19 protein-coding genes and 1 pseudogene are annotated in these 21,242 nt (G+C 66.5%); 9 read left to right on the top strand and 11 right to left on the bottom strand.

All coding sequences use genetic code 11. The features are described from left to right. The first annotated feature begins 241 nt into the window (after positions 1 to 241). The 3 genes and pseudogenes from L2D01_11470 to L2D01_11480 all read left to right on the top strand — a co-directional run bounded on the left by L2D01_11470 (position 242) and on the right by L2D01_11480 (position 3,877). A pseudogene (locus L2D01_11470) lies at positions 242 to 1,011 on the top strand (IS5 family transposase). 237 nt (positions 1,012 to 1,248) lie between these two features. Next, positions 1,249 to 2,271 (top strand): hypothetical protein, encoded by a 1,023-nt coding sequence (locus tag L2D01_11475; GenBank protein WBQ11639.1) that lies wholly within the window; start codon positions 1,249 to 1,251, stop codon positions 2,269 to 2,271. Beyond that, a complete protein-coding gene (locus tag L2D01_11480) occupies positions 2,246 to 3,877 on the top strand; it encodes a hypothetical protein (protein ID WBQ09514.1) in 1,632 nt (543 codons plus the stop codon). Before L2D01_11475 ends, L2D01_11480 begins: the two co-directional genes overlap by 26 nt. A 61-nt stretch (positions 3,878 to 3,938) precedes the next feature. On the opposite strand, the gene L2D01_11485 is transcribed toward L2D01_11480, so the two are convergent. From L2D01_11485 to ilvC, 10 genes are all read right to left on the bottom strand, one after another. Further along, positions 3,939 to 4,229 (bottom strand): hypothetical protein, encoded by a 291-nt coding sequence (locus L2D01_11485; protein ID WBQ09515.1) that lies wholly within the window; start codon positions 4,227 to 4,229, stop codon positions 3,939 to 3,941. A gap of 179 nt (positions 4,230 to 4,408) precedes the next feature. Next, positions 4,409 to 4,795: a hypothetical protein gene (locus tag L2D01_11490; GenBank protein ID WBQ09516.1), complete on the bottom strand. Its 387-nt coding sequence runs from the start codon at positions 4,793 to 4,795 to the stop codon at positions 4,409 to 4,411. Between the two features lie 170 nt (positions 4,796 to 4,965). Continuing rightward, the gene (gene leuB / locus L2D01_11495; protein ID WBQ09517.1) at positions 4,966 to 6,027 is read right to left on the bottom strand and encodes a 3-isopropylmalate dehydrogenase; all 1,062 of its coding nucleotides are present in this window, start codon (positions 6,025 to 6,027) and stop codon (positions 4,966 to 4,968) included. Further along, positions 6,024 to 6,602: a 3-isopropylmalate dehydratase small subunit gene (gene leuD, locus L2D01_11500; GenBank protein WBQ09518.1), complete on the bottom strand. Its 579-nt coding sequence runs from the start codon at positions 6,600 to 6,602 to the stop codon at positions 6,024 to 6,026. The genes leuB and leuD overlap by 4 nt, the downstream gene beginning before the upstream one ends. Next, a complete protein-coding gene (leuC, locus tag L2D01_11505; GenBank protein ID WBQ09519.1) occupies positions 6,592 to 8,013 on the bottom strand; it encodes a 3-isopropylmalate dehydratase large subunit in 1,422 nt (473 codons plus the stop codon). The genes leuD and leuC overlap by 11 nt, the downstream gene beginning before the upstream one ends. After that, positions 7,997 to 8,965 carry a branched-chain amino acid transaminase gene (locus L2D01_11510; GenBank protein ID WBQ09520.1) on the bottom strand — a complete coding sequence of 323 codons (969 nt, stop codon included), beginning with the start codon at positions 8,963 to 8,965 and terminating at the stop codon, positions 7,997 to 7,999. The genes leuC and L2D01_11510 overlap by 17 nt, the downstream gene beginning before the upstream one ends. Positions 8,966 to 8,978: 13 nt before the next feature. Then, complete coding sequence (locus tag L2D01_11515) at positions 8,979 to 10,556, bottom strand: 2-isopropylmalate synthase (protein WBQ09521.1); 1,578 nt, start codon at positions 10,554 to 10,556, stop codon at positions 8,979 to 8,981. Further along, the gene (locus tag L2D01_11520; protein ID WBQ09522.1) at positions 10,553 to 10,828 is read right to left on the bottom strand and encodes a hypothetical protein; all 276 of its coding nucleotides are present in this window, start codon (positions 10,826 to 10,828) and stop codon (positions 10,553 to 10,555) included. Before L2D01_11520 ends, L2D01_11515 begins: the two co-directional genes overlap by 4 nt. Beyond that, positions 10,825 to 12,531 (bottom strand): acetolactate synthase 2 catalytic subunit, encoded by a 1,707-nt coding sequence (gene ilvG, locus L2D01_11525; protein WBQ09523.1) that lies wholly within the window; start codon positions 12,529 to 12,531, stop codon positions 10,825 to 10,827. The genes L2D01_11520 and ilvG overlap by 4 nt, the downstream gene beginning before the upstream one ends. A 4-nt stretch (positions 12,532 to 12,535) precedes the next feature. Then, a complete protein-coding gene (ilvC, locus tag L2D01_11530; protein ID WBQ11640.1) occupies positions 12,536 to 13,543 on the bottom strand; it encodes a ketol-acid reductoisomerase in 1,008 nt (335 codons plus the stop codon). 540 nt (positions 13,544 to 14,083) lie between these two features. On the opposite strand from ilvC, the gene L2D01_11535 reads away from it, so the two are divergent. The 6 genes from L2D01_11535 to purQ all read left to right on the top strand — a co-directional run bounded on the left by L2D01_11535 (position 14,084) and on the right by purQ (position 20,752). Beyond that, on the top strand, positions 14,084 to 14,236 hold the full coding sequence (locus L2D01_11535) for a hypothetical protein (protein WBQ09524.1): 153 nt from the start codon (positions 14,084 to 14,086) through the stop codon (positions 14,234 to 14,236). 100 nt (positions 14,237 to 14,336) lie between these two features. Beyond that, positions 14,337 to 16,082 (top strand): homoserine dehydrogenase, encoded by a 1,746-nt coding sequence (locus tag L2D01_11540; GenBank protein ID WBQ09525.1) that lies wholly within the window; start codon positions 14,337 to 14,339, stop codon positions 16,080 to 16,082. A 13-nt stretch (positions 16,083 to 16,095) separates the two neighbouring features. Next, positions 16,096 to 17,043, top strand: coding sequence for a homoserine kinase (locus L2D01_11545; GenBank protein WBQ09526.1), 948 nt, complete (start codon positions 16,096 to 16,098; stop codon positions 17,041 to 17,043). After that, positions 17,040 to 18,347 (top strand): threonine synthase, encoded by a 1,308-nt coding sequence (gene thrC, locus L2D01_11550; protein ID WBQ09527.1) that lies wholly within the window; start codon positions 17,040 to 17,042, stop codon positions 18,345 to 18,347. The genes L2D01_11545 and thrC overlap by 4 nt, the downstream gene beginning before the upstream one ends. Further along, a complete protein-coding gene (gene ilvD / locus L2D01_11555; GenBank protein WBQ09528.1) occupies positions 18,344 to 20,032 on the top strand; it encodes a dihydroxy-acid dehydratase in 1,689 nt (562 codons plus the stop codon). The genes thrC and ilvD overlap by 4 nt, the downstream gene beginning before the upstream one ends. 57 nt (positions 20,033 to 20,089) lie before the next feature. Beyond that, positions 20,090 to 20,752, top strand: coding sequence for a phosphoribosylformylglycinamidine synthase subunit PurQ (purQ, locus tag L2D01_11560; GenBank protein WBQ09529.1), 663 nt, complete (start codon positions 20,090 to 20,092; stop codon positions 20,750 to 20,752). Positions 20,753 to 20,775: 23 nt separating this feature from the next. On the opposite strand, the gene L2D01_11565 is transcribed toward purQ, so the two are convergent. Next, positions 20,776 to 21,237, bottom strand: a complete 462-nt coding sequence (locus tag L2D01_11565) for a type II toxin-antitoxin system HicB family antitoxin (protein WBQ09530.1) — start codon at positions 21,235 to 21,237, stop codon at positions 20,776 to 20,778. Positions 21,238 to 21,242 lie beyond the last annotated feature (5 nt).

Raw genomic sequence — 21,242 nt, forward strand, 5'->3', positions numbered from 1 at the left:
AATGGTTTTCAACAGTCTTGTTTTCGTTCCCTTTTTTGCAATTATATCTATACTTTACTTTTTATCCCCGAATAAAATCGTTCAAAAAGCCATACTCACCGCCGGGAGCTATCTGTTCTATGGCTGGTTCCATCTGCCTTATGTTCTGATTCTGGCTTTTTCTACGGTTTTTGACTAGGACCTGTTGACGAAGTGGATTCCCAACCCGCCCGAAGCGTGATTCAAGACTGGCTTTTGGGAGGTGGTCTTGGTTCGCGGTTTGATGACGGACGAGGAGTGGGCGTTCTTTGCGCCTTTCGTGGTGGCGACCGGAGGCAAGCGGGGCCGCCCGCCTTCTGATCATCGCCGCGTGCTGGACGGCGTGTTCTGGATCGCGCGCACCGGCGCGCCCTGGCGTGATCTTCACGACTATTTCGGTCCGTGGACGCGGGTCTACCGCCAGTTCCGCCGCTGGACGCTGTCAGGCGTGTGGGAGGTGATGTTGGAAGCGCTGGGCGAGAGCGGGGCCGTACCCGACAGTCTTCAAATGGTCGATTCCACTATCGTTCGCGCGCACCATCAGGCTGCGGGCGCTAAAGGGGGACTCAAAAACAGGGTTTTGGGCGCTCAAAAGGTGGCTTCACGACCAAAATACACCTTCGCACCAACGCTGAAGGGCTGCCCATAGCCGCTGAGATCACCGGCGGTGAAGTCTCCGACTACAAAGGTTATGAGGCGGTGATGGCCGCGCATGGCCCAGTCCCGCGCGTCCTGCTGGCCGACAAAGGCTATGACAGCGACAATATCCGAACATCGCTGGAAGCCGCCGGCGCCGTGCCGATGATCCCGGCGCGCCGAAACCGCAAGAACCCCGTCCAGATCGACGACTTCGTCTATGGGCTGAGAAACCGCATCGAGCGGTGCTTCAACAAGCTGCGCTGCTCACGCCGCCTCGCCACACGCTACGACAAGACCGCCGACAGCTATCTCGGCTTCATCCATCTCGCTTCAATCCGCCTGTGGTTCCGGTACTTTGTCAACAGCACCTACGTCGTCGGAAAAAAGATCGCCAGCTCAGAGGGAAGGGCTCGGGGCATTTGGCTTTTCTCAAGCATGCTCTTCAATCTGGGCATGCTTGCATATTTCAAATATTCAGCATTTTTCTCCCAGCAGTTAAATTCGGTCATACCTGCATTCCCTGCTGAAGTTAACGCGTTCTTCAACACCATCATCTTACCAGTAGGCATTTCTTATTACACATTTCAAACCATGTCTTACTCAATTGATATTTATCGCCGCAAAATTGAGCCGAGCCGCAGCCTTCTGGACTTTTCGTTTTTCGTTGCCTTCTTTCCCCAGCTTGTCGCCGGCCCCATCGTCAGAGCCGCCGACTTCCTGCCGCAGGCACTGGGATCCGCCAAAGTCAATTTCGACCACAAAAGCTACATCTGGGGCCTGTCTCTGCTCATCATGGGGCTGTTCGGCAAGGTTGTTATCGCCGACAACATCGTGGCCCCGGTAAGTGACATTGTGTTCAGCGATGCGCAATCAGCCGGATTTATTGCGGCCTGGTCGGGTGTTTTGGCATTCTCCGCTCAAATATTCTTCGATTTTTCGGGTTATTCGCTATCGGCGATCGGGGTCGCTTTATGTTTGGGTTACTCACTTCCGGACAATTTTCGATTTCCCTACGCCGCAACCGGCTTTTCTGATTTTTGGCGCCGCTGGCACATTTCACTGTCGACCTGGCTCAGAGACTATCTGTACATTTCTCTGGGCGGGAACCGGCACGGCGTGCTGGCCACGTACAGAAACCTGACGCTGACAATGCTGCTCGGCGGCCTGTGGCACGGGGCGGCCTGGACCTTTGTCGTGTGGGGCGCCCTTCACGGCGCTCTGCTGATCGCCGAGCGGCTGGCGCAGCCTGTCATCAACGCCATCACAAGCCTGGCGCCGCGCTTTATCGCCACGGCCTTCGGCATACTGATCACCTATGTCTGCATCTGCTTCACATGGGTGTTCTTCAGGGCGGAGTCGTTTTCGGACGCCATGGCGCTGGTGCGGGCCATGGTGAACCCCTTTGATCTCGGAGCGATGCCCTCCGGAGCTTGGAGCGTGATTGCGGTCACCGTGGCCATGCTCGGTTATCATGCTGCTCTGCGCCATTCGACCATCGAGGACTGTTTTGTCCGGCTGTCAGCGCCCATCCGGGTGTTGATGCTGGCATTGGCGGCGTTCTTGATCCTGACCCTTGGGGAGGAACAGCGTGCGTTCATCTACTTCCAGTTCTAGCCATCGATTGCCCGATATCGGCTACCGCGCGACGGCCATTGCTGTAAGCGCGCTGCTGGTCTTCTTGCTGGCGGCGTTGGCGGCCCTGAACGCCCTTCTGGATCCGTTTCAGCACAACCGGTTCGCGCCGGCGCTGGATATCGACAGAGTCGCGCTCTTTCGCGGGCAGAACACCGCGCTGTGGACGGTAGGCGAGATCGGGAGCGCCCTGCGATCAACCTCGTCTCCGATCGATGTGCTGATTGTCGGCGACTCGCGCGGACGCTCTCTGACCGGCGGCTGGCAGGACGGCGCGACGCGGCTGGTCAGGCTCGATGACGGGACGGTTGTCCTGAACGCAGCATTTGGAGGCGCGTCGCTGGGTGAAGCGATCGAAATGGCGGATGCGCTGCTCGACCGCATGCCGCCTCCGCGTCTCATCATCTTTCAAACCGCCCTCGACGATATCTCCATTCCCCGAGATGACCGGTCGATTGCGGTGGCGTTATCCTATCTGGAACAACCCTGGAAATATTACTTTTCAATCAGAACGGTGCGGCAGTTTCTGTCGGGGCTGTCTGAAAGGCCGCCTGTGAGTTTAAGGCCCGCCCTGCGGCCGGTTTCAGAGCCGATGCCATTGCCGCTGGCCGCAGCCCGGCCGCCGCGTGAAGCGGCCGTTACGCTCAACTCCTTTGATGATCTGCGCCCGGAGCGGATTGCAGAAGCACAGGCTTATGCACGGCGCCTGTCGCGTGGCTCATATCAGGAGATACAGCGCAACGCGTCGCAGTCCATTTTGCCGTTTGCAACGCGGGCGCAGGCGCGCGGGGCGGAAGTCTTGCTGTTCGTGCCTCCGATGCACCCCTTTATCGAGCAGAGCGCCCTGGCCCAGCTGGGCTCATTCATCCCGGTTTTGTCCTCTGGACTAGAGGAATTCACGATTTACGATGGACTTTCTTTTGATGGGCACTACAGTATGTTTACTTTTAGTGACTCTGTACACTTCCATCAAGGCGCACAGATTCTATATGATCTAATTCTATGCAATCAAACAGGTGACTCTTTATTTTCCTATACAGGCGGCGCTTCGCCCTGCGGCGCGGCATCGGACATTGGCGACGGGGTATTGTCGCCGGTGAATAGGACCGGCATTGAACCGGTGTCTTGGCAATTCGACGGGACAGAGTCCCGTCCCATATGCGTGCCGGCGACCGGCGACTTTGCTGTTTCCATTTCCCTCGCCAACGCGCCGGTGGCCGCCTCGACTACTGTGACGGATACAACGCCCCCCATGCCGCTGCGGATGGGTGATCTGGCTGTCTATCAGTCTTCAAGCGGATACCGGTTCCAGATCGGAACCGAAATAATCAATGTTGACGTCGATACCAGCCAGCGCACTGCTTTCGATTTCATTGTGATTGGCTCAAAACTGACGCTTTATATGAACCGCTTTTTCGTTGCCGAGTTCGAAACGGCATACGAGAGCAGACGCCAAGGAACAGCGGGGCTTGGGTATCGCAATCGCCACTGGACTGGGACGTTTGAATTGTATGGCGTGCCGGACCGGGAAGCCGACAGCGCGGATCAGGCGGGGAATGTCCGTATGGGCGCCGGATTGTGCGACTGACGGGTCAGGGCGACGCTGTGCGTCGATTCACAGGACGCGGCCAGCGAAAATCGAACCCGGCCTACTGGCGCTCTTCGGGCTGGTCGCCGTCGACGGTCCAGCCATGGGGGCCGCGATGGGCCTCGAGCACGTTGGGATCGCGCCGGGCCGGACGGCGGCCGCGCACCTTGGCGTACAGCCACCAGGCGCCCGCGCCCGCAATCGACAGCGCCGCCACGGCCAGGGCGGCCATGGTGAGGAAGGCCGCGAGGAGCACGCCCATGGCGATCACCGCGCCCGCGATCAGCGCCGCAAGAATGGCTCTCATTGCGGCCATGAGGCCGTGGGACTGAAACGCCTGGGTCTGGGTCATGGGCGGGCTCCTGCGCCGGAAACGGAACGCATGCTGCGCGCGCGAACACGCGACTGACACAAGGTTGGGGTTTCCATGCCCCGCGTCAATGGCCAGAGCCTTACAAAAGCGCCATGATGGGCAGAAAACCCCGTCGCGAACGCTCCGCAGCGGGTTTTTTTAAGCCCGGTCAGCGCGCGCTAGCGCCCGTCGTTCACATTGAAACGGAAGCGCATGTTCGGCGCCACCGTGATCCGCCGGCGCGTGTCGGCATGGCTGAAATCAGCGTTGTAAATGCCCGCCAAAACATCCCAGCAACCCGCAGAGACCGTGAAGGCGTAGCTGCGCCCATGGGGAATCGACACGCCTGACGGCAAGCGGTTGAGCCCATACGTGCTGGCCGAGCAGCTGGAGATCGCCACGGCGTTGATGGTGCGCCCGGAATTGTTCACCACCTCGATCACGCCGGTCGGCTCGCCCGGACGGATCAGCGGGCCGCCCGTGATCATGCTCTCACACCCCGCCACCAGAGTGACGGCCGCGGCGATCAACATCACCTTCAAGGTCTTGGTCAGCGTCGACACCATGGTCCTGCCCCTTTGCGACTAAGCCGGGCAGGCAGAGCGCCGCCCCGGTCAGCGCGCAGTATTGAAGGTGCGCCCTAGATGGGCATACCCCCTGTTCAGGGCAGGGCGATGAGGGGCGCGACTTATGCTTCACCGCTTGCAGGGATCGCTTGCGGCGATCGCGGCGGCACTCACGCCGCCCGCGCCGCCTCCCGCCTGATCCGCGCCGCAACACGATCTGCAAAGGCCGCGCATCCCGCCGTTCCGCCGAGATCCGCCGTCAGCGGACCGGCGCGAAGCTCCGCCTCCAGCGCCGCCTCGATGGCTTCAGCCGCCCTCGCCTCACCCAGCCCGTGGCGCAGCAGCAGAGCCGCGCTGGCGATGGCGCCCGACGGGTTGGCCTTGTCCTGGCCGGCGATGTCCGGGGCGCTGCCATGGATGGGCTCGAACAGGCCCGGCCCGCCCGCGCCCAGGCTCGCCGAGCCAAGGAGGCCGATGGAGCCGGCGATCACGGCGGCCTCGTCCGACAAGATGTCGCCGAACAGGTTTTCAGTGAGGATGACGTCAAAGCGCGCCGGATGGGTGACCAGCGCCATGGCGCACGAATCCACCAGCTGATGGTCCAGCGCCACGTCGGGAAAGTCTTTGGCCACATCCTCCACCACCGCGCGCCAGAGCCGGGAGGTCGCCAGCACATTGGCCTTGTCCACGCTGGTGACCCGGCCAGAGCGCCCGCGCGCCGCCACGAAGGCCACGCGCGCGATGCGGCTGACTTCCTCAGCGGTGTAGATGCAGGTGTCGCTGGCGCGCTCACGCCCCTCCTCGCGCGCGCCGAAATACAATCCGCCCGTCAGCTCGCGCACAATCAGCAGATCCGCGCCGCGCACCCGTTCGGGCCGCAGGGGCGAGAAATCCTCCAGCCCGGGCATCACTCTCACAGGCCGCAGATTGGCGAACAGGCCCAGCGCCTTGCGCAAGCCCAGCAGCCCCGCCTCGGGCCGCACCGGACCGCCATCCCAGGCCGGGCCGCCCACCGCGCCCAGAAACACCGCATCGCTGGCCTTGGCCTTGGCGAGGGTGTCCGGCGGGAGCGGGTCGCCGCAGGCGTCTATCCCGGCGCCGCCGAAATGGGCTTCTTCAAACGACAGCTTCAGGCCACACGCCTCACCTGACGCCTCCAGGCACGCCTGCGCCGCGCGCGTCACCTCAGGCCCGATGCCGTCTCCAGGCAGCAGCAGAATGCGCGCGCTCATGCGGCGCGGTCCGTTTCAAAGCGGGCGATGGCCTCGCTTTGCGCCAGGATATAGCCCATGGGGTCCACGCCCTCGATCAGGCAGGTGCGGGCGAACGGCTCCAGCACGAAGCGGGCGGTGATGTTCCCGGCGATGATTTGTCCCGCCGCGACATCAATGCTCATTTCCAGCCCGTCGCGGTCCATCAGGGCGGCGTGGGACGCCTCGTCGATCTCGCAGATCACCAGGCCGTTCTTGAACGCGTTGGAGCGGAAAATGTCGGCGGCGCGCGTGGTCACCACGGCGCGAAACCCGAAATCCTTCAGCGCCCAGGGCGCATGCTCGCGCGAGGAGCCGCAGCCGAAATTATGCCCCGCCACCAGAATGCGCGCCTCGCCAGCCGGTATTTCATTGAGCCGGTGCGCTTTCCTCGAGCCATCGGAATGGAAGCGCCAGTCATGAAAACACGCCTCGCCCAGCGCGCCGCGTGTGGTCGTGGTCAGGAAGCGCGCCGGGATGATCTGGTCAGTGTCCACATTGGCGTCCGGCAGGGTGAAGGCCGGGGCGGTGATTGTGAGGATCGGCTCATTGCGCATGGGAGGCCTCCAGAATGCGGCGCGGATCGGCGATGGCGCCGGCGACCGCCGAGGCGGCGGCCGTGGCCGGGCTCGCCAGCACGGTGCGCACGCCCTGACCCTGCCGCCCAGCGAAATTGCGGTTGGAGGTGGACACGATCAGCTCGCCCGGCCGCCCGCTATCGCCGTTCATGGCGATGCACATGGAGCAGCCGGGCTCGCGCCATTCGGCCCCGGCGGTGCGGAAGATCGCATCCAGCCCTTCAGCTTCGGCGGCGCGCTTGACCGCTTCTGAGCCCGGCACGACCAGCATGCGCACGCCCGGCTTGACGCAGCGTCCGGCCATGACCGACGCCGCCTCGCGCAGATCGGACAGGCGCGCATTGGTGCACGAGCCGATGAACACCGCGTCGATCTTCTCGCCCAGCAGCGCCTCGCCCGGCTTGAATCCCATATAGGCCAGCGCTTCGGTCATTCTGGCGCTGGACGGCGCAGGCGGGCTGGAATCCACCGGCGCGGCCATGTCGGGGCTGTCGCCCCAGGTGATCATGGGCGCCAGGCGCGAAGCGTCCAAGCGGACTTCAGCGTCGAACACCGCGCCCGCATCGCTGCGCAGCTGCGCCCAGCGCGCCTTGGCCGCTTCGAACGCTGCGCCTTTGGGTGCGTGGGCGCGGCCCTGCAGATAGCGGAAAGTGGTTTCGTCGGGAGCAATCATGCCGGCGCGCGCGCCCGCCTCGATGGACATGTTGCACACCGTCATGCGCTCTTCCATGGACAGCGCCTCGATGGCGGGGCCTGCATATTCAATCACATGGCCCGCCGCGCCGCCCGCGCCCAGCTCGGCGATGATGGCCAGGATCAGATCCTTGGCGCCCACGCCCACGCGCAGCTCGCCGTCCACATGGACGCGCATGGTCCTGGGCTTGCGCTGCAACAGGCACTGGCTGGCCAGCACATGGCCCACCTCGGTGGTGCCGATCCCGAAAGCCAGCGCGCCGAAGGCGCCATGGGTGGAGGTGTGGCTGTCGCCGCAGACAATGGTCTGGCCGGGCTGGGTCAGGCCCAGCTCCGGCCCGATCACGTGAACAATGCCCCGGTCGGCGCTGTCCCACCCGGCCAGGCGGATGGCGTGGCGGCGGCAATTGGCCTCCATCGTCTCCACCTGATGGCGCGCCGCCGCGCTGGCATAGATGGGCCGGGCCCCCGGCGCACGCGGCGTGGTGGGGGTGGAATGATCCAGCGTGGCGTAGGTCAGATCGGGCCGGCGCACGCTGAAGCCCCTTGCGTCCAGCTCGGCGAAGGCCTGGGGGCTCGTCACTTCGTGGATGAGATGCAGGTCCACATAGATCAGGGCGGGCGCATCATCGCGCTCGGGCGTGACGACATGGGCGTCCCAGACCTTGTCGAACAGGGTTCTAGATGGCGACGGCATGGCTGGCCTCCTTGTCGGCGTTGACCGAACGGACCGGCTCCAGCCAGCCCCATTCATCTTTGGTGGTTCCGTCAAACAGGCCGAAGAAACGCTCCTGGATCAGGCGCGTGACCGGCCCTGCGCCCGCGGCGCGGGTGGTCTTGTCATCGACTGAACGGATCGGCGTGACTTCGGCGGCGGTGCCGGTGAAGAAGGCCTCGTCGCACAGGTAAAGCATCTCGCGCGGCAGGGCCTGTTCGACCACCTCAATGCCCTCTTTACGCGCCAGCGTGATCACCGTGTCGCGCGTGATGCCCTGCAGGATGGAGCTGGCCGCCGGCGGGGTCATCAGCTTGCCGTTCTTGACCAGGAACAGGTTTTCGCCTGCGCCTTCGGACAATCGCCCGTCCACGTCGAGCCCGATGCCTTCGGCATAGCCGCGCGACTTGGCCTCGCGCGAAATGAGATAGCTGGAGAGGTAATTGCCCCCCGCCTTGGCGCCGGTGGGCGCGGTATTGGGCGCGAGGCGATTCCAGGACGAGACCATCACGTCCACCCCGCGCGTGCGCGCTTCCTCGCCCAGATAGGCCCCCCACGGAAAGGCGGCGATGAACATCTCGATGGGGGTGTCTTTCGCGGGCACGACCCCGATGGAGCCATAGCCGATAAAGGCGATGGGCCGGATATAGGCCGAGCTGAGCCCGTTTCTGGCTACCAGTTCCTTGCAGGCGGTGACGATCTCGTCCTCGGAGAAAGGGATGTCGACCGAGTAGATGCGCGCTGAATCAATGAGGCGCTGGATATGATCGCGCACGCGGAAACCCGCCGGGCCCGAGGGCGTGTCATAGACGCGGATGCCCTCGAACATGGAGGTGCCGTAGTGCAGGCCGTGGCTGAGCACGTGCACCTGGGCGTCGGCCCAGCGGATATAGGCGCCATTGCGCCAGATATAGTCGGTTGTCGTGATAGCCATGTGTGAATGTCCTTCAGGCGGCGGCGTCGGCGCGGGCCTCTCGGCGGCGGCGCACGGCAAGGGCGTTGTTGAGCGCGTCGATATAGGCCCCGACGCAGGCGGGCAGGATGTCGCGGGCGCGGGCGCGGCCAGGGAAGCGCTCCCCGTCCACCTCCGCTTCCAGCTCGACCAGAACGTCTGCGCCCTGGCCGTCCGCGCCGGTCTCGTCCGGATCGGCGGCGATGTATTGCATGTCGATCCCGGCCACGCGCGCAGGCGCGTCCATGATCTGGCTGACCGCCTGATAGGCGGCGTCCAGCGCGCCGGGCGCGCGGGCGAGATCGCTGACCCGGCCCCGCGTCGGATGGTCCAGCTCGATGCGCGCCACCGGCTGGTCCTTGCGTGAAATCGGGGCGCGGATTTCCAGCCGCGACAGCGTCCACATCTGGTCGCTGGCATCACCATCCAGCCGCGCCAGAACCGCCGCCAGCCGGGCTGAATCCACGGTGCCGACCTCGTCAGCCACCGCCTTGAATGCGGTGAAGGCGCGCGCCAGCGCCTCGCCCTCCAACGTCCAGCCCAGCTCCGCGGCGCGGGCGGCCAGGGCGTGCTTGCCCGAATGCTTGCCCAGCACCAGCGCGTTGGACGCCAGACCCACATCTTCAGGCTTCATGATCTCATAGGTCTCCCGGTTCATCAGCACGCCGTGCTGGTGGATGCCGGATTCGTGGGCGAAGGCATTGGCGCCCACGATGGCCTTGTTGCGCGGCGGATGGGTGTTGGTGACCTGGGACAGGGTGCGCGTCGCGGCCATGATCTGGCGGGTATCGATCCCGGTGGTCAGGCCGAACTGGTCCTTGCGGGTGCGCAGCGCCATCACCGCATCCTCCAGCGCGCAATTGCCCGCCCGCTCGCCAATGCCGGTCAGCGCGCACTCGATCTGGCGCGCCCCGCCGCGCACGGCGGCCAGCGAATTGGCCACCGCCATACCCAGATCGTCATGGCAATGGGCCGAGAAGATCACGCCCTCGGGCCGCTCCACCGCCCGCCCCAGATGGGTGAACAGCTCGGCCATCTCTTCGGGCGTGGCGTAGCCGACCGTGTCGGGGACATTCAGCGTACCCGCCCCGGCGCCGGCGGCCACGGACAGGGCCTCCACCAGGAACTCGCGCTCGGTGCGGATGGCGTCCTCGGCGGAAAACTCCACGTCATCGGCGAACTCACGGGCATAGGCGACCATCTCCGCGATCCGGGTCAGGATCTCCGCCCGGCTCATTTTCAGCTTGAATTCGCGGTGCAGGGGGCTGGTGCCCAGAAACACATGGATGCGCTTCTTCGCCGCCGGTTTCAGCGCCTTGCCCGCCGCCTCGATATCGCCTTTGGCCGCCCGCGCCAGCGAGCAGATGACGGGGCCGTCCACCTCACCCGCAATGCGCTCGACCGCGCGGAAGTCACCGGGCGACGCGATGGCGAAGCCTGCCTCGATGACGTCAACTTTCAGCGCCGCCAGCGCTTTGGCCATTTTCAGCTTGCCGGCCTCGCTCATGGAGAAGCCGGGCGCCTGTTCACCATCGCGCAGCGTGGTGTCGAAAATAATGACCCGGTCACTCATGACGCCGCCTCCAGCGGCTGGGGTTGGAGCTGGGGCTCAGCCGACGCCACCGCCTCGACCTCGTACATCTTGGTCAGCTGGGCGCAGACCGTCTCCACCCGGCGGCCCGCATCGCGCGGCGCCAGGTGAAGGGTCAGGCGCGCGGAGGCGCCAGCCCGCGTCTCGGGCAGGGTCAGGGCGCGCACCACAAAGCCGCGCCGCTCCACCAGGCCGATGAGGCGCAGCACCGCGCCCTCGCCGGGGCGAAAATCAATATCGATGCGGCAGGTCATGAGGCCTCCATCATGTCAAAATTGGATTTGCCCGGCGGCACCAGCGGCCAGACATTTTCGGCCGGGTCGATGCGCACATGGGCCAGGATCGGCCCGCGGGTGTTGAGCAGGCGGTCGATCGCGCCGGGCACGTCCACGCGCCGGTCCACGGTGAACGCCTCGATCCCGAAGGCGCGGGCGACTTCGGCGAAATCGGGATTGTCGTAGAGGTCGACCTCGGAGAAATTATGCTCGTAGAACAGCTCCTGCCACTGGCGCACCATGCCCAGCTGGGAATTGTCCAAGAGCACGATCTTGAGCGGCAGGCCGTAGCGGCGCAGCGTGGCCAGCTCCTGGATATTCATCATGATCGAACCGTCGCCGGTCACCGTCACCACCGTGGCGTCCGGCTCAGCGAACAGCGCGCCGATACCCGCCGGAATGCCATAGCCCATGGCGCCCAGGCCGGCGCTGGTCAGGTGGGCCTGGGGCCGTGAGAAGCGGCAATGCTGGGCCACCCACATCTGGTGCTGGCCCACATCGCAGGTGGCGATGAAACGGTCGCCGGCCTGACGCGACAACTCGTTCAGCAAGGCCGGGGCGTAGACGCCCGCGCCCGGCGCGTCATAGCGGAAAGCCCAGTCGGCGGCGTTCTGGGCGCAACGCGCACGCCAGGCGGCAATGTCGAGACGCCCCGGATCCAGCGCCGCGAGGATCGCCGCGATATCGCCGGGCAGCGCCACATTGGCGCGGCGCAGCTTGGAAATCTCCGACGCGTCGCCATCGATATGGATGACCTGCGCGCCCGGCGCGAACGTGTCGAGCTTGCCCGTGGCGCGGTCATCAAAGCGCGCGCCCACACAGATCAACAGATCGCTTTCCATCACCGCCGTGTTGGCCGCGCGCGTGCCGTGCATGCCCAGCATGCCCAGGAAATCTTCGCGCTCTGTGGGCAGGCCGCCCAGACCTTTCAGCGTCGCCACCGCCGGGATGCGGGTGCGGTCGTGGAAATCACGCAAGGACGCTTCGGCGCGGGCGATGGCGATGCCGCCGCCGAAATACAGGACCGGGCGGCGCGCGGCGCGGATCATGGCCTCGGCAGCGCGCATGGACGCCGGATCGGCCGATGCATAAGCGGCGGGCGCCGGCGCCGGTCCCGCTGGGGGGAACGGCCCGAGGGCTTGGGTGACGTCCTTGGGCAGGTCGATCAGGACCGGCCCCGGCCGCCCGCCCTTCGCCAGAGCAAACGCTTCGGCGAAGATCTGGGGGATGTCGGCTGCGCTGCGCGCAATGAAAGAATGCTTCACGATCGGCAGGGTGACGCCGAACACGTCAATCTCCTGGAAGGCGTCGGTGCCCATCAGGGATGTGCCCACCTGACCGGTGATCGCCACCAAGGGCACTGAATCCATGAACGCGTTGGCGATCCCGGTGATCAGATTGGTGGCCCCCGGCCCGGACGTGGCCAGGCACACGCCCGGCTCGCCCGACACCCGGCCATAGGCGTCGGCCGCCAGCGCCGCCGCCTGCTCATGGCGCACCAGCACGTGCTTCAGGCGCGAGCCCGGCAACGCGTCATAGACCGGCATGATCGCCCCGCCGGGATAGCCGAACACATAATCGACGCCCTCGCGCTCCAGCGCCTCGACAACCAGATGGGCGCCGGTGCGGGCGGAGGGTTTCGGGGCCGTGTCGTGCGGCGGCGGGGCGGCGGCGGTCAGCATGGCCCTACTCCGCCTGACCGGCATTGGCGCCGGGCTGCAGCCAGGCCATGCGGGCGCGCAGACGCGCACCCGTCTTTTCGATGTCCTGCTCCAGGTCCTGGCGCAGCAGGGCGTCATAGCGCGGCTTGCCGGCCTGATTTTCCAGGATCCAGTCGCGGGCGAAGGCGCCAGACTGAATGTCGGTCAGCACCTCGCGCATCCGCGCCCGGGTCTCGGCATTGATGACGCGCGGACCCGAGACCAGATCGCCGTATTTAGCGGTCTCCGAGATGAAGTCATGCATGCGGGCCAATCCGCCCTCATACATCAGATCAACGATCAGCTTGAGCTCGTGCAGGCATTCGAAATAGGCGATTTCCGGCTGGTAGCCCGCCTCCACCAAGGTCTCGTATCCCGCGGCCACCAGCTCGCTGGCGCCGCCGCACAACACCGCCTGCTCGCCGAACAGATCGGTCTCGGTCTCTTCGGCGAAGGTCGTCTCGATTGCGCCGCCCGTCGTGCCGCCATTGCCTTTGCAATAGGCCAGCGCCCGCTCGCGCGCCTCACCCGACGCGTCCTGCCAGACCGCGAACAGGCTGGGCACGCCGCGCCCGATCTCGAACTCCCGGCGCACCAGATCGCCCGGTCCCTTGGGGGCCACCAGAACGACGTCGATATCGGCGCGCGGGCGCACCTGGCCGTAATGGATGGAAAACCCGTGGGCGACCATCAGCGTCTCGCCCGGCGTCATGTTGGGGGCGATATCGGTCTCGTAGACCGACTTGTGGGTCATGTCCGGGGTCAGCATGGCGATGAAAGTGGCGCGCTTGGCTGCATCTGCGGGGGTGAACACCTCAAACCCGTCCGCCGCAGCCCGCGTGGCCGCCTTGCCGCCGGGGCGGGCGCCGACAATGACCGTATGGCCGCTGTCCCGCAGATTGCGGGCATGGGCGCGGCCCTGGCTGCCATAGCCAATGATGGCGATGGGGCCGGGCTGGATCGCCTCGGCCTTGGCGTCGTCTTCGGTGTAGATGCGGGTCAATTGTCAGTCTCCGGTGTGAAAGTCAGGACAAGAAAAAACCCCCGCTCGGGGAGCGGGGGTCCTTGGCGTCTTGGGGAAATTTCAGCTTCCGTCAGACAGGCGCCACCGCTCCGCGAAGGGAGGTAATAAGCACGACGACGAGAAGGACGAACGAAGACAGCGCCACGGCTTTGAACCGGGCGTCTGCAGTCTTCGCAATGGCCTTCGCGTCGCGCATGGCGGGCCGTCTCGATTGCTTGGGCGTCCAGGACGATCCTGAACGCGGCTGACCCGGCGATGCTGCATGTGCGGCCTCGCCGATCTGTTGGAAAGGCTAAGGGCGATAGCGCCTCCTTGGCAACCGGGAAAATGTACGGACCTTGGGAAAAAATATTTCGTAATTTATATCAATGTGTTGCTGCCTGATTTTCGCAGACCGCCCCCGAAATTGTGGCTTTCGGGCAACATAAGGCCGGTTGACGCGCTGCAGAAATGCCGCCCATCGTAGGGCCAAGCGCTGAGCACGTGCAGCGCAATTCGTTGGAGTTCGACATGGCTCAGGCCGCCGTCCTTCGTGGTCTTGATCTGGCGAGCGCCGTAGCGCTGGCCGGTCTTGGCGTCATGTCGTCCGGCCTCCTTATCCGCTCCACAACTGCGACCACCTCCACCACCACGATTATGGGCGGGCGGTGCGGCGCGGGCTGAGGATCAACACTCACACCTGACCGACCCGACCCGCTCCCGGCCCCGGCAGCGGGTTTTTTCTTGGCTGAATTCCGGCTTATCGAACAAGGACCTGACGATCATGGACGCCGCCCTCGACCAACCCGCCGCCCGCCCGCTCTGCGTGCTGAAATTCGGCGGCTCGGTGCTGACCGCCAAGGCTGACTACGCCGCGGCGGGCGCTGAAGCCTACCGCCATGTGCGCGCCGGCGAGACCGTGATCATCATCGTGTCCGCCCTCCACGGCGAGACCGACGCCCTGTTCGCCGAGGCTGAAGCCGGCGGTGCAAACGCCTGCCCGGCCATGACGGCGCGGCTGGTGCGGCTGGGCGAGTATCGCTCGGCGGCTCTGATGGGGCTGGAGCTCGCAAGGCTGGGCGTGCGCGCCCGCGTCCTCGATCCCCACGAAATCGCACTGGAAGCCGAAGGCGACCCGCTGGATGCGGACCTCGTACGTCTCGACCGCGCCCGCCTCCACGCCGCGCTTGGCGATGTGGAGGCGGTGGTCCTGCCCGGCTTTACCGCTGGTCATGAACGCCACGGCGCCGTGACGCTGGGCCGGGGCGGGACTGATCTGACCGCGGTGTTCTTCGCCACGCAGGCCGGGGCGCGCCGGGTACGCCTGATCAAGGATGTGGACGGGGTCTATACCGATGATCCGGCGCGAGATCCGGGGGCGCGGCGCTATGACCGGCTGGACTATGACGCCGCGCTCAAAGCCAGCCGCGGCCTGATCCAGCCCAAGGCGATCGAGGCGGCCCGCGCCGCCGGTCTGGAGATCGAGATCGCCGCCATGGGCGCCGGCCACGCCACCCGCATCGCGCCGGGCCCTGCCGTGATCGGCGCGCCCGTGCGCACCCGGCCCCTGCGCGTGGCGCTGCTGGGCTGTGGCGCGGTAGGATCGGGCGTGCTGGACCATATGCTGGCGCGGCCCGACCTGTTTGCGGTCAACCCGGTCCTGGTGCGCCGCCCCGAGCGCCGCGCCGGAGATGCGCGCGCCGCCTTCACCGCTGACGCGGACGCCGCGCTGGCGGACAATCCGGATCTGGTGATCGAGGCCATGGGCGGCATCGACCAGCCCGCCGATCTGATGCTGCGGGCGCTGGCGGGCGGCGCCCACGTCGTCACCGCCAACAAGGCCGCCCTGGCGGCGCGCTATGACGCGCTTCAGGCCGGCGCCCGCAAAGCCGGACGCCGCCTGCAATACGCCGCCAGCGTCGGCGGCGGGGTGGTGATTCTCGAAGCGCTGGAGCGGCTTAAACCCCGCGGCGTGGTGAGCGTCGAAGGCGTCATGAACGGCACCGGCAATTTCATTCTCAGCCGCCTGCGCGCCGGGGCCGCCTTCGATGACGCCGTGGCCGAAGCCCAGCGCCTCGGTTTCGCCGAAGCCGACCCCAGCGCCGATGTGGACGGGCATGACGCCGCCGACAAACTCTCTCTTCTGATCCGCGAAGCCTTCGGGCGCGATGTGGCGCCGGAGGCGATCGCCAAAGAGTCCCTGCGCGCCGCCACGCCGGAGCGCCTCGCCGAAGCGGCGGCCAAGGGCGACGTGTTCAAACAGATCGGGCGCTGCGCCCTCAACGCCGACGGATCAGTGGAGGCCAGCGTGCGCGTGATGAGCGTACCCGCGTCCCATCCGCTGGCCGGTGCGGTGAATGAAGAGAACCGGTTTGTGGTCACGCTGGCCGACGGTTCGGTGCACGCCCTTTACGGCAAGGGCGCCGGGCGCTGGCCCACGGCGGCGTCGGTGTTTGCAGATGTCATGGACATTGCGCGCGCTTGCGCGTGTGATGCGCCCGAACGCGCAGCGCTCGCCGCCAGCGCCTGAAGGAGTTTGACCCATGATCCAGTCCGCTGCCGCCAGCGCGCCCGCCAGCATCGGCAATGTCTCGGTCGGGTTCGACGTATTGGGCCAGGCCTTTGACGCCGTGCGCGACACCGTTACCGCCGAACGCGTCCGGGGGTCCGGCGTGACCCTGGGCTCGGTTAGCGGGCTCGTGGATTTTCTTCCCGATCGCGTGGAAGCCAATACCGCCCTGACGGCCGCCGGCGCCGTCCTGTCTGAGGCGCACGCCAAGTTCGGCGTGCGCGTCTCCATCCACAAGGGCGTGCCGCTCAGCGCCGGGATGGGCGGGTCCGCCGCCTCTGCGGTCGCCGCCGCCGCCGCCGTGAACGCCCTGCTCGACACGCCGTTCGCGGTGGACGACCTGCTGCCCTTCGCCCTGAAAGGCGAGGCGGTGTCGGCTGACCCGCCACCCTGGGACAATGTCATGGCGAGCCTGCATGGCGGGCTGGTGATCGCGGCGCGCCTCGACCCGGCGCTGATCCGGCGCCTGCCAGCCCCCAAGGGATTGGTGGCGATCCTGCTGCATCCCGACGCCCGGATCGAGACCCGCGCCGCGCGCGGCATTCTCAAACCGTCAGTACCGCTTCACACCGCCGTGGAGCACGCCCGGCGCATCAGCGCCTTCACGCTGGGCTGCGCCATCAATGATCTCGATCTGGTGCGCGCAGGGTTTGAGGACATCCTGATCGAGCCCCAGCGCAAATACCTCCTGCCCGAACTGCCTGCGGTGAAGAAAGCGGCGATGGACGCCGGCGCGCTGGGCTGTTCCTTCTCCGGGTCCGGCCCGTCGGTCTTCGCCTGGGCGCTCTCCGGCGACGCGGACATGGTGGAAGCGTCCATGGCCGCCGCGTTCAAACGCGCCGGGCGACAGGCGCAGGCCTATCGCGCGCCGCTGGATAGCGCCGGTGTTCGCATCGAGCAGGTCGCGGAGGCGGCGGCGTGAACTTCGTCTCGACACGCGGGGGCGGTTCGCCGGTCCGGTTTGAAGACGCCATCCTCGCCGGAACGGCGGGCGATGGCGGTCTGTTCAGGCCCGAGTCCCTGCCCGAAAGCGTCCTGAATGAGCTTACCGGCGCGGAAAGCGTCGCGGAAACCGCGCACTTGTTGCTGGAACCCTTCGTGGCTGGCGGCAGGCTCGCCTCTTCGCTGAGCATGATGTGCGCCGAGGCCTTCGACTTTGACGCGCCTCAGGTGATGCCGGACCCGGCCCAGCCCGGCCTGATGGCGCTGGAACTGTTTCACGGCCCCACGGGCGCCTTCAAGGATTTCGGCGCGCGCTTCCTGATGGCCTGCCTCAGCCGCCTGTCCGACGCTCAGCATCCGCGCACCGTGCTGGCCGCCACCTCGGGCGATACCGGCGGGGCGGTGGGATGCGCCGCAGAGGGGCGCGCCGGCGTGCGCGCCGTGATCGTGTTCCCAAAGGGCCGCGTCTCCGACTTCCAGCGCCACCAGCTGACCTGCTGGGATGCGCCGGTGAGCGCGCTGGAGGTCGAAGGCGATTTCGACGCCTGTCAGGCGCTGGTGAAATCCGCCTTCGCCGATGCCGGTCTGGCGGCGCGCCACCGGCTGACCAGCGCCAATTCGATCAATCTCGCCCGGCTCCTGCCCCAGGGCGCCTATCTCGCCCGCGCCTGTGCGCAGGCATTGGTGCGCACAGGCACATGGCCCGGCCTGATCATCCCCACCGGCAATCTGGGTCATGGCGTCGCCGCGCTCTACGCCCGCGCCATGGGCGCGCCCATCGGGCCGATCGTATTGGCGACCAACGCCAATGGAACGCTCGCCGACTGGGCCGCCAGCGGGATGTTTGAGCCGAGGGCGTCCGTCGCAACGCTCGCCAACGCCATGGATGTGGGCGCGCCCAGCAATTTCGAGCGGCTGGAAGCTCTGCCCGCCGGGGCGGGCGATGTACGGGTGGAGCAAGTCGACGACGACGCCATCCGCGCCCGCATCATCAGCGAGTATGTCCGTTCAGGCTATGTCTGGTGCCCCCACTCGGCCACCGGCGCAGAAGCCTTTGCGCGCCTTGACCCTGCAACGCGCGACGCCCGCCCGTGGATCGTCGCTGCCACAGCCCATCCCTACAAATTCGCCGACATTGTCGAGCCCCTCATCGGGCGCGCCATCGCCCCGCCCCCGGCGCTGGAGGCCGTTCTGTCGCGCCCGTCACGCGCGACCCAGGCGAAGGCGGAGCTTGCCGCCCTCGCCCGCCATCTCGAAACACTGGAAGAGCCCGCCCTGTCATGACCGAAAAGCGCCCCTCCCACACCTTGATCCAGGGCCCGGCCCGCGCTCCGGCCCGCGCCATGCTGCGCGCTGCCGGTTTCGATGATGAGCGGCTCGCCAAGCCGATGATCGCCATCGTCAACACCTGGACAAGCGTCACGCCCTGCAACATGCATCTGGCGGGTCTCGCCGATCATGCCCGCGCCGGGATCGAGGCGGCGGGCGGCACGGCGGTGGATTTCAACACCATCGTGGTCACCGACGGCATCGCCATGGGTACTGAAGGCATGCGCGCCAGCCTGATGAGCCGCGATTGCGTGGCCGATTCGGCCGAGCTCGCCGTGCGCGGCCATTGCCTCGACGCAGTGCTGTTCATGGTGGGCTGCGACAAGACATTGCCCGGCGCCGCCATGGCCGCGGCCCGCCTCGATCTGCCCAGCGTCATCCTTTATGGCGGCTCGATCATGCAGGGAAAGCTGGGCGGCAAGAACCTGACCATTCAGGACGTATTCGAAGCCGTCGGCGCCTGCGCCGCCGGGCGCATCAGCGAAGCCGAGCTGATCGAGGTGGAGAAGGCCGCCTGCCCCGGCGCGGGCGCCTGCGGCGGCCAGTTCACTGCCAACACCATGGCGCTGGCGCTGAGCGTGCTGGGCCTCAGCGACATGGCGCTCAATGACCTGCCCGCCGTGCACCCCGACAAGCCCAAAGCCGCCGAGGCGGCGGGGCGTCTGGTGGTCGAAGCGCTCAATGCCGGACGGAATGCGCGCAGCCTGATCACGCCAACCTCGCTGAAGAACGCCGCCACCGCCGTGTCGGCCACCGCAGGTTCGACCAATGCCGTGCTGCATCTGCTGGCCATCGCGCGCGAGGCCGGCGTGCCCACAGACGCCTTCAATATCGATGATTTTGACGCCATCTCGCGCGCCACGCCGGTGATCGCCGATCTCAAACCCGGCGGGCGATACATGGCGCCGGACATGAGCGCAGCGGGCGGCACGCGGCTCTTGGTCCAGCGCCTTGAGCAATCGGGCCACCTCACCGATGCGCGCACCATCACGGGACGCACATTGTTTGAAGAAGCCGCCCTGGCTGAAGAAACCCCCGGCCAGGACGTGATCCGCAGCGCCGCTGATCCGGTGAAGGCGCGCGGCGGGTTCGGCGTGCTCTATGGCGATCTCGCGCCGGAAGGCTGCGTCGTGAAGCTCGCCGGCCATGACCGGCTCTTCGTGTCCGGTCCCGCCCGCGTGTTTGACAGCGAGGAAGCCTGTTTCGAGGCGGTCAATCAGGGCCGCATCCAGAAAGGCGATGTGGTGGTGATCCGCTATGAGGGACCGGCGGGCGGGCCCGGCATGCGCGAAATGCTGGCGGTGACCGCCGCCATCCAGGGCGCAGGCCTAGGCGACGACGTGGCGCTGATCACGGACGGGCGGTTTTCCGGCGCGACCTACGGCTTCATGGTCGGCCATGTGGCGCCGGAAGCGGCGCGCGGCGGGCCGCTGGCCTTCATCCGCGATGGCGATGTGATCACCATTGATGTGGATGGCCGGCGCCTTGATGTTGACGCTGATCTGTCCGCCCGCATGGCGCGCGGCTTCATCGCGCCCAAGCCGCGCTATCCCACCGGCGCCTACGCCAAATACGCCGCGCTGGTGCGCTCGGCGTCGCAGGGCGCTGTGACCAGTTTTCCATTCGACGCGCCAAGCTGAACCCGGCGCGCGCGAAGCGCTCGCCAAGGCGCGACTCGCCTGCTAAACGCTGCGCTCATGAAAACCGCTGTCATCGTCTTCCCCGGTTCAAACTGCGACCGCGATGCGGCCGTGGCGATCGAGCGCGTCACCGGCGTGGCCCCGGCCATGGTCTGGCATGGCGAATCCAGCCTGCCCGAGGGCCTGGATTTCATCATGATCCCGGGCGGGTTTTCCTACGGGGATTATCTTCGCTCGGGCGCCATCGCCGCGCGCTCGCCCATCATGGGCGATCTGGTGCGCCGCGCCGAAGGCGGCACGCCGGTGCTGGGCGTCTGCAACGGCTTCCAGATCCTGATCGAGGCGGGACTGCTGCCCGGCGCGCTGATGCGCAATGCCGGCCTGCGCTTCATCTGCGAGAAAACGCCGCTCTATGTGGAAAGCGCCAATATGCGCTTCACCCGCGCCTATCCCGGATCAAGCGAGCTGGTCATCCCCATTGCCCATCATGACGGCAATTACTTCGCCGACGACGCCACGCTCGACCGGCTGGAAGGCGAAGGCCAGGTCGCCTTCCGCTATGGCAATAATCCCAATGGCTCGGCGCGCGACATTGCCGGGATCACCAATAGCGCGGGCAATGTGCTGGGCATGATGCCCCACCCCGAACGCGCGGTGGACCCGATCCATGGCGGAACCGACGGGCTGGGCGTGTTCGAGAGCGTTCTGGGGAAGGGGTGATGGCCGCTTTGCGTCCGCACCCGCTATCCGGCTGCGCGCACCGCAGCGTGGCCGACCGACGGGGCCGGCGCCCATCCCACGGCCCGCAGCGCCTCCACCAGGCTCTCCACACGCGCGCCGCCTTCCGGAGCCAGCAGTCGCCGGACATGGGTCTCACCCTTGCCCAGACGCCGCGCCAACTCAATCTGGGCGCCGCGCCCGTAGGCGCCAGCCCACTGGGACAGGACCATGCGGTAGGCCGTGACGTGCTCAACCGGAATTGTGCGCTCGCCGGACCGGCGCGCCCGGGGCGGCGGGATGTCGTCGCCCACACGCAGGCGTTCGCGCAGCACCACGTCCAGCGCGTCGGCCGCGTTCTCCAGCGCCTCGGCGTCATCGGCGCCGTCAGTGGCCAGTTCGGGAAAGTCCGCGCTGGTGACCAGAAAGCGCCCGTCCTCGTCCGGTTCAAGGCTGACCGGGTAGGCGTAGACGAGATGATCGGTCATTCTGG

It is taken from the genome of Hyphomonadaceae bacterium ML37 (assembly GCA_027627685.1).
Lineage (GTDB): Bacteria > Pseudomonadota > Alphaproteobacteria > Caulobacterales > Maricaulaceae > Oceanicaulis.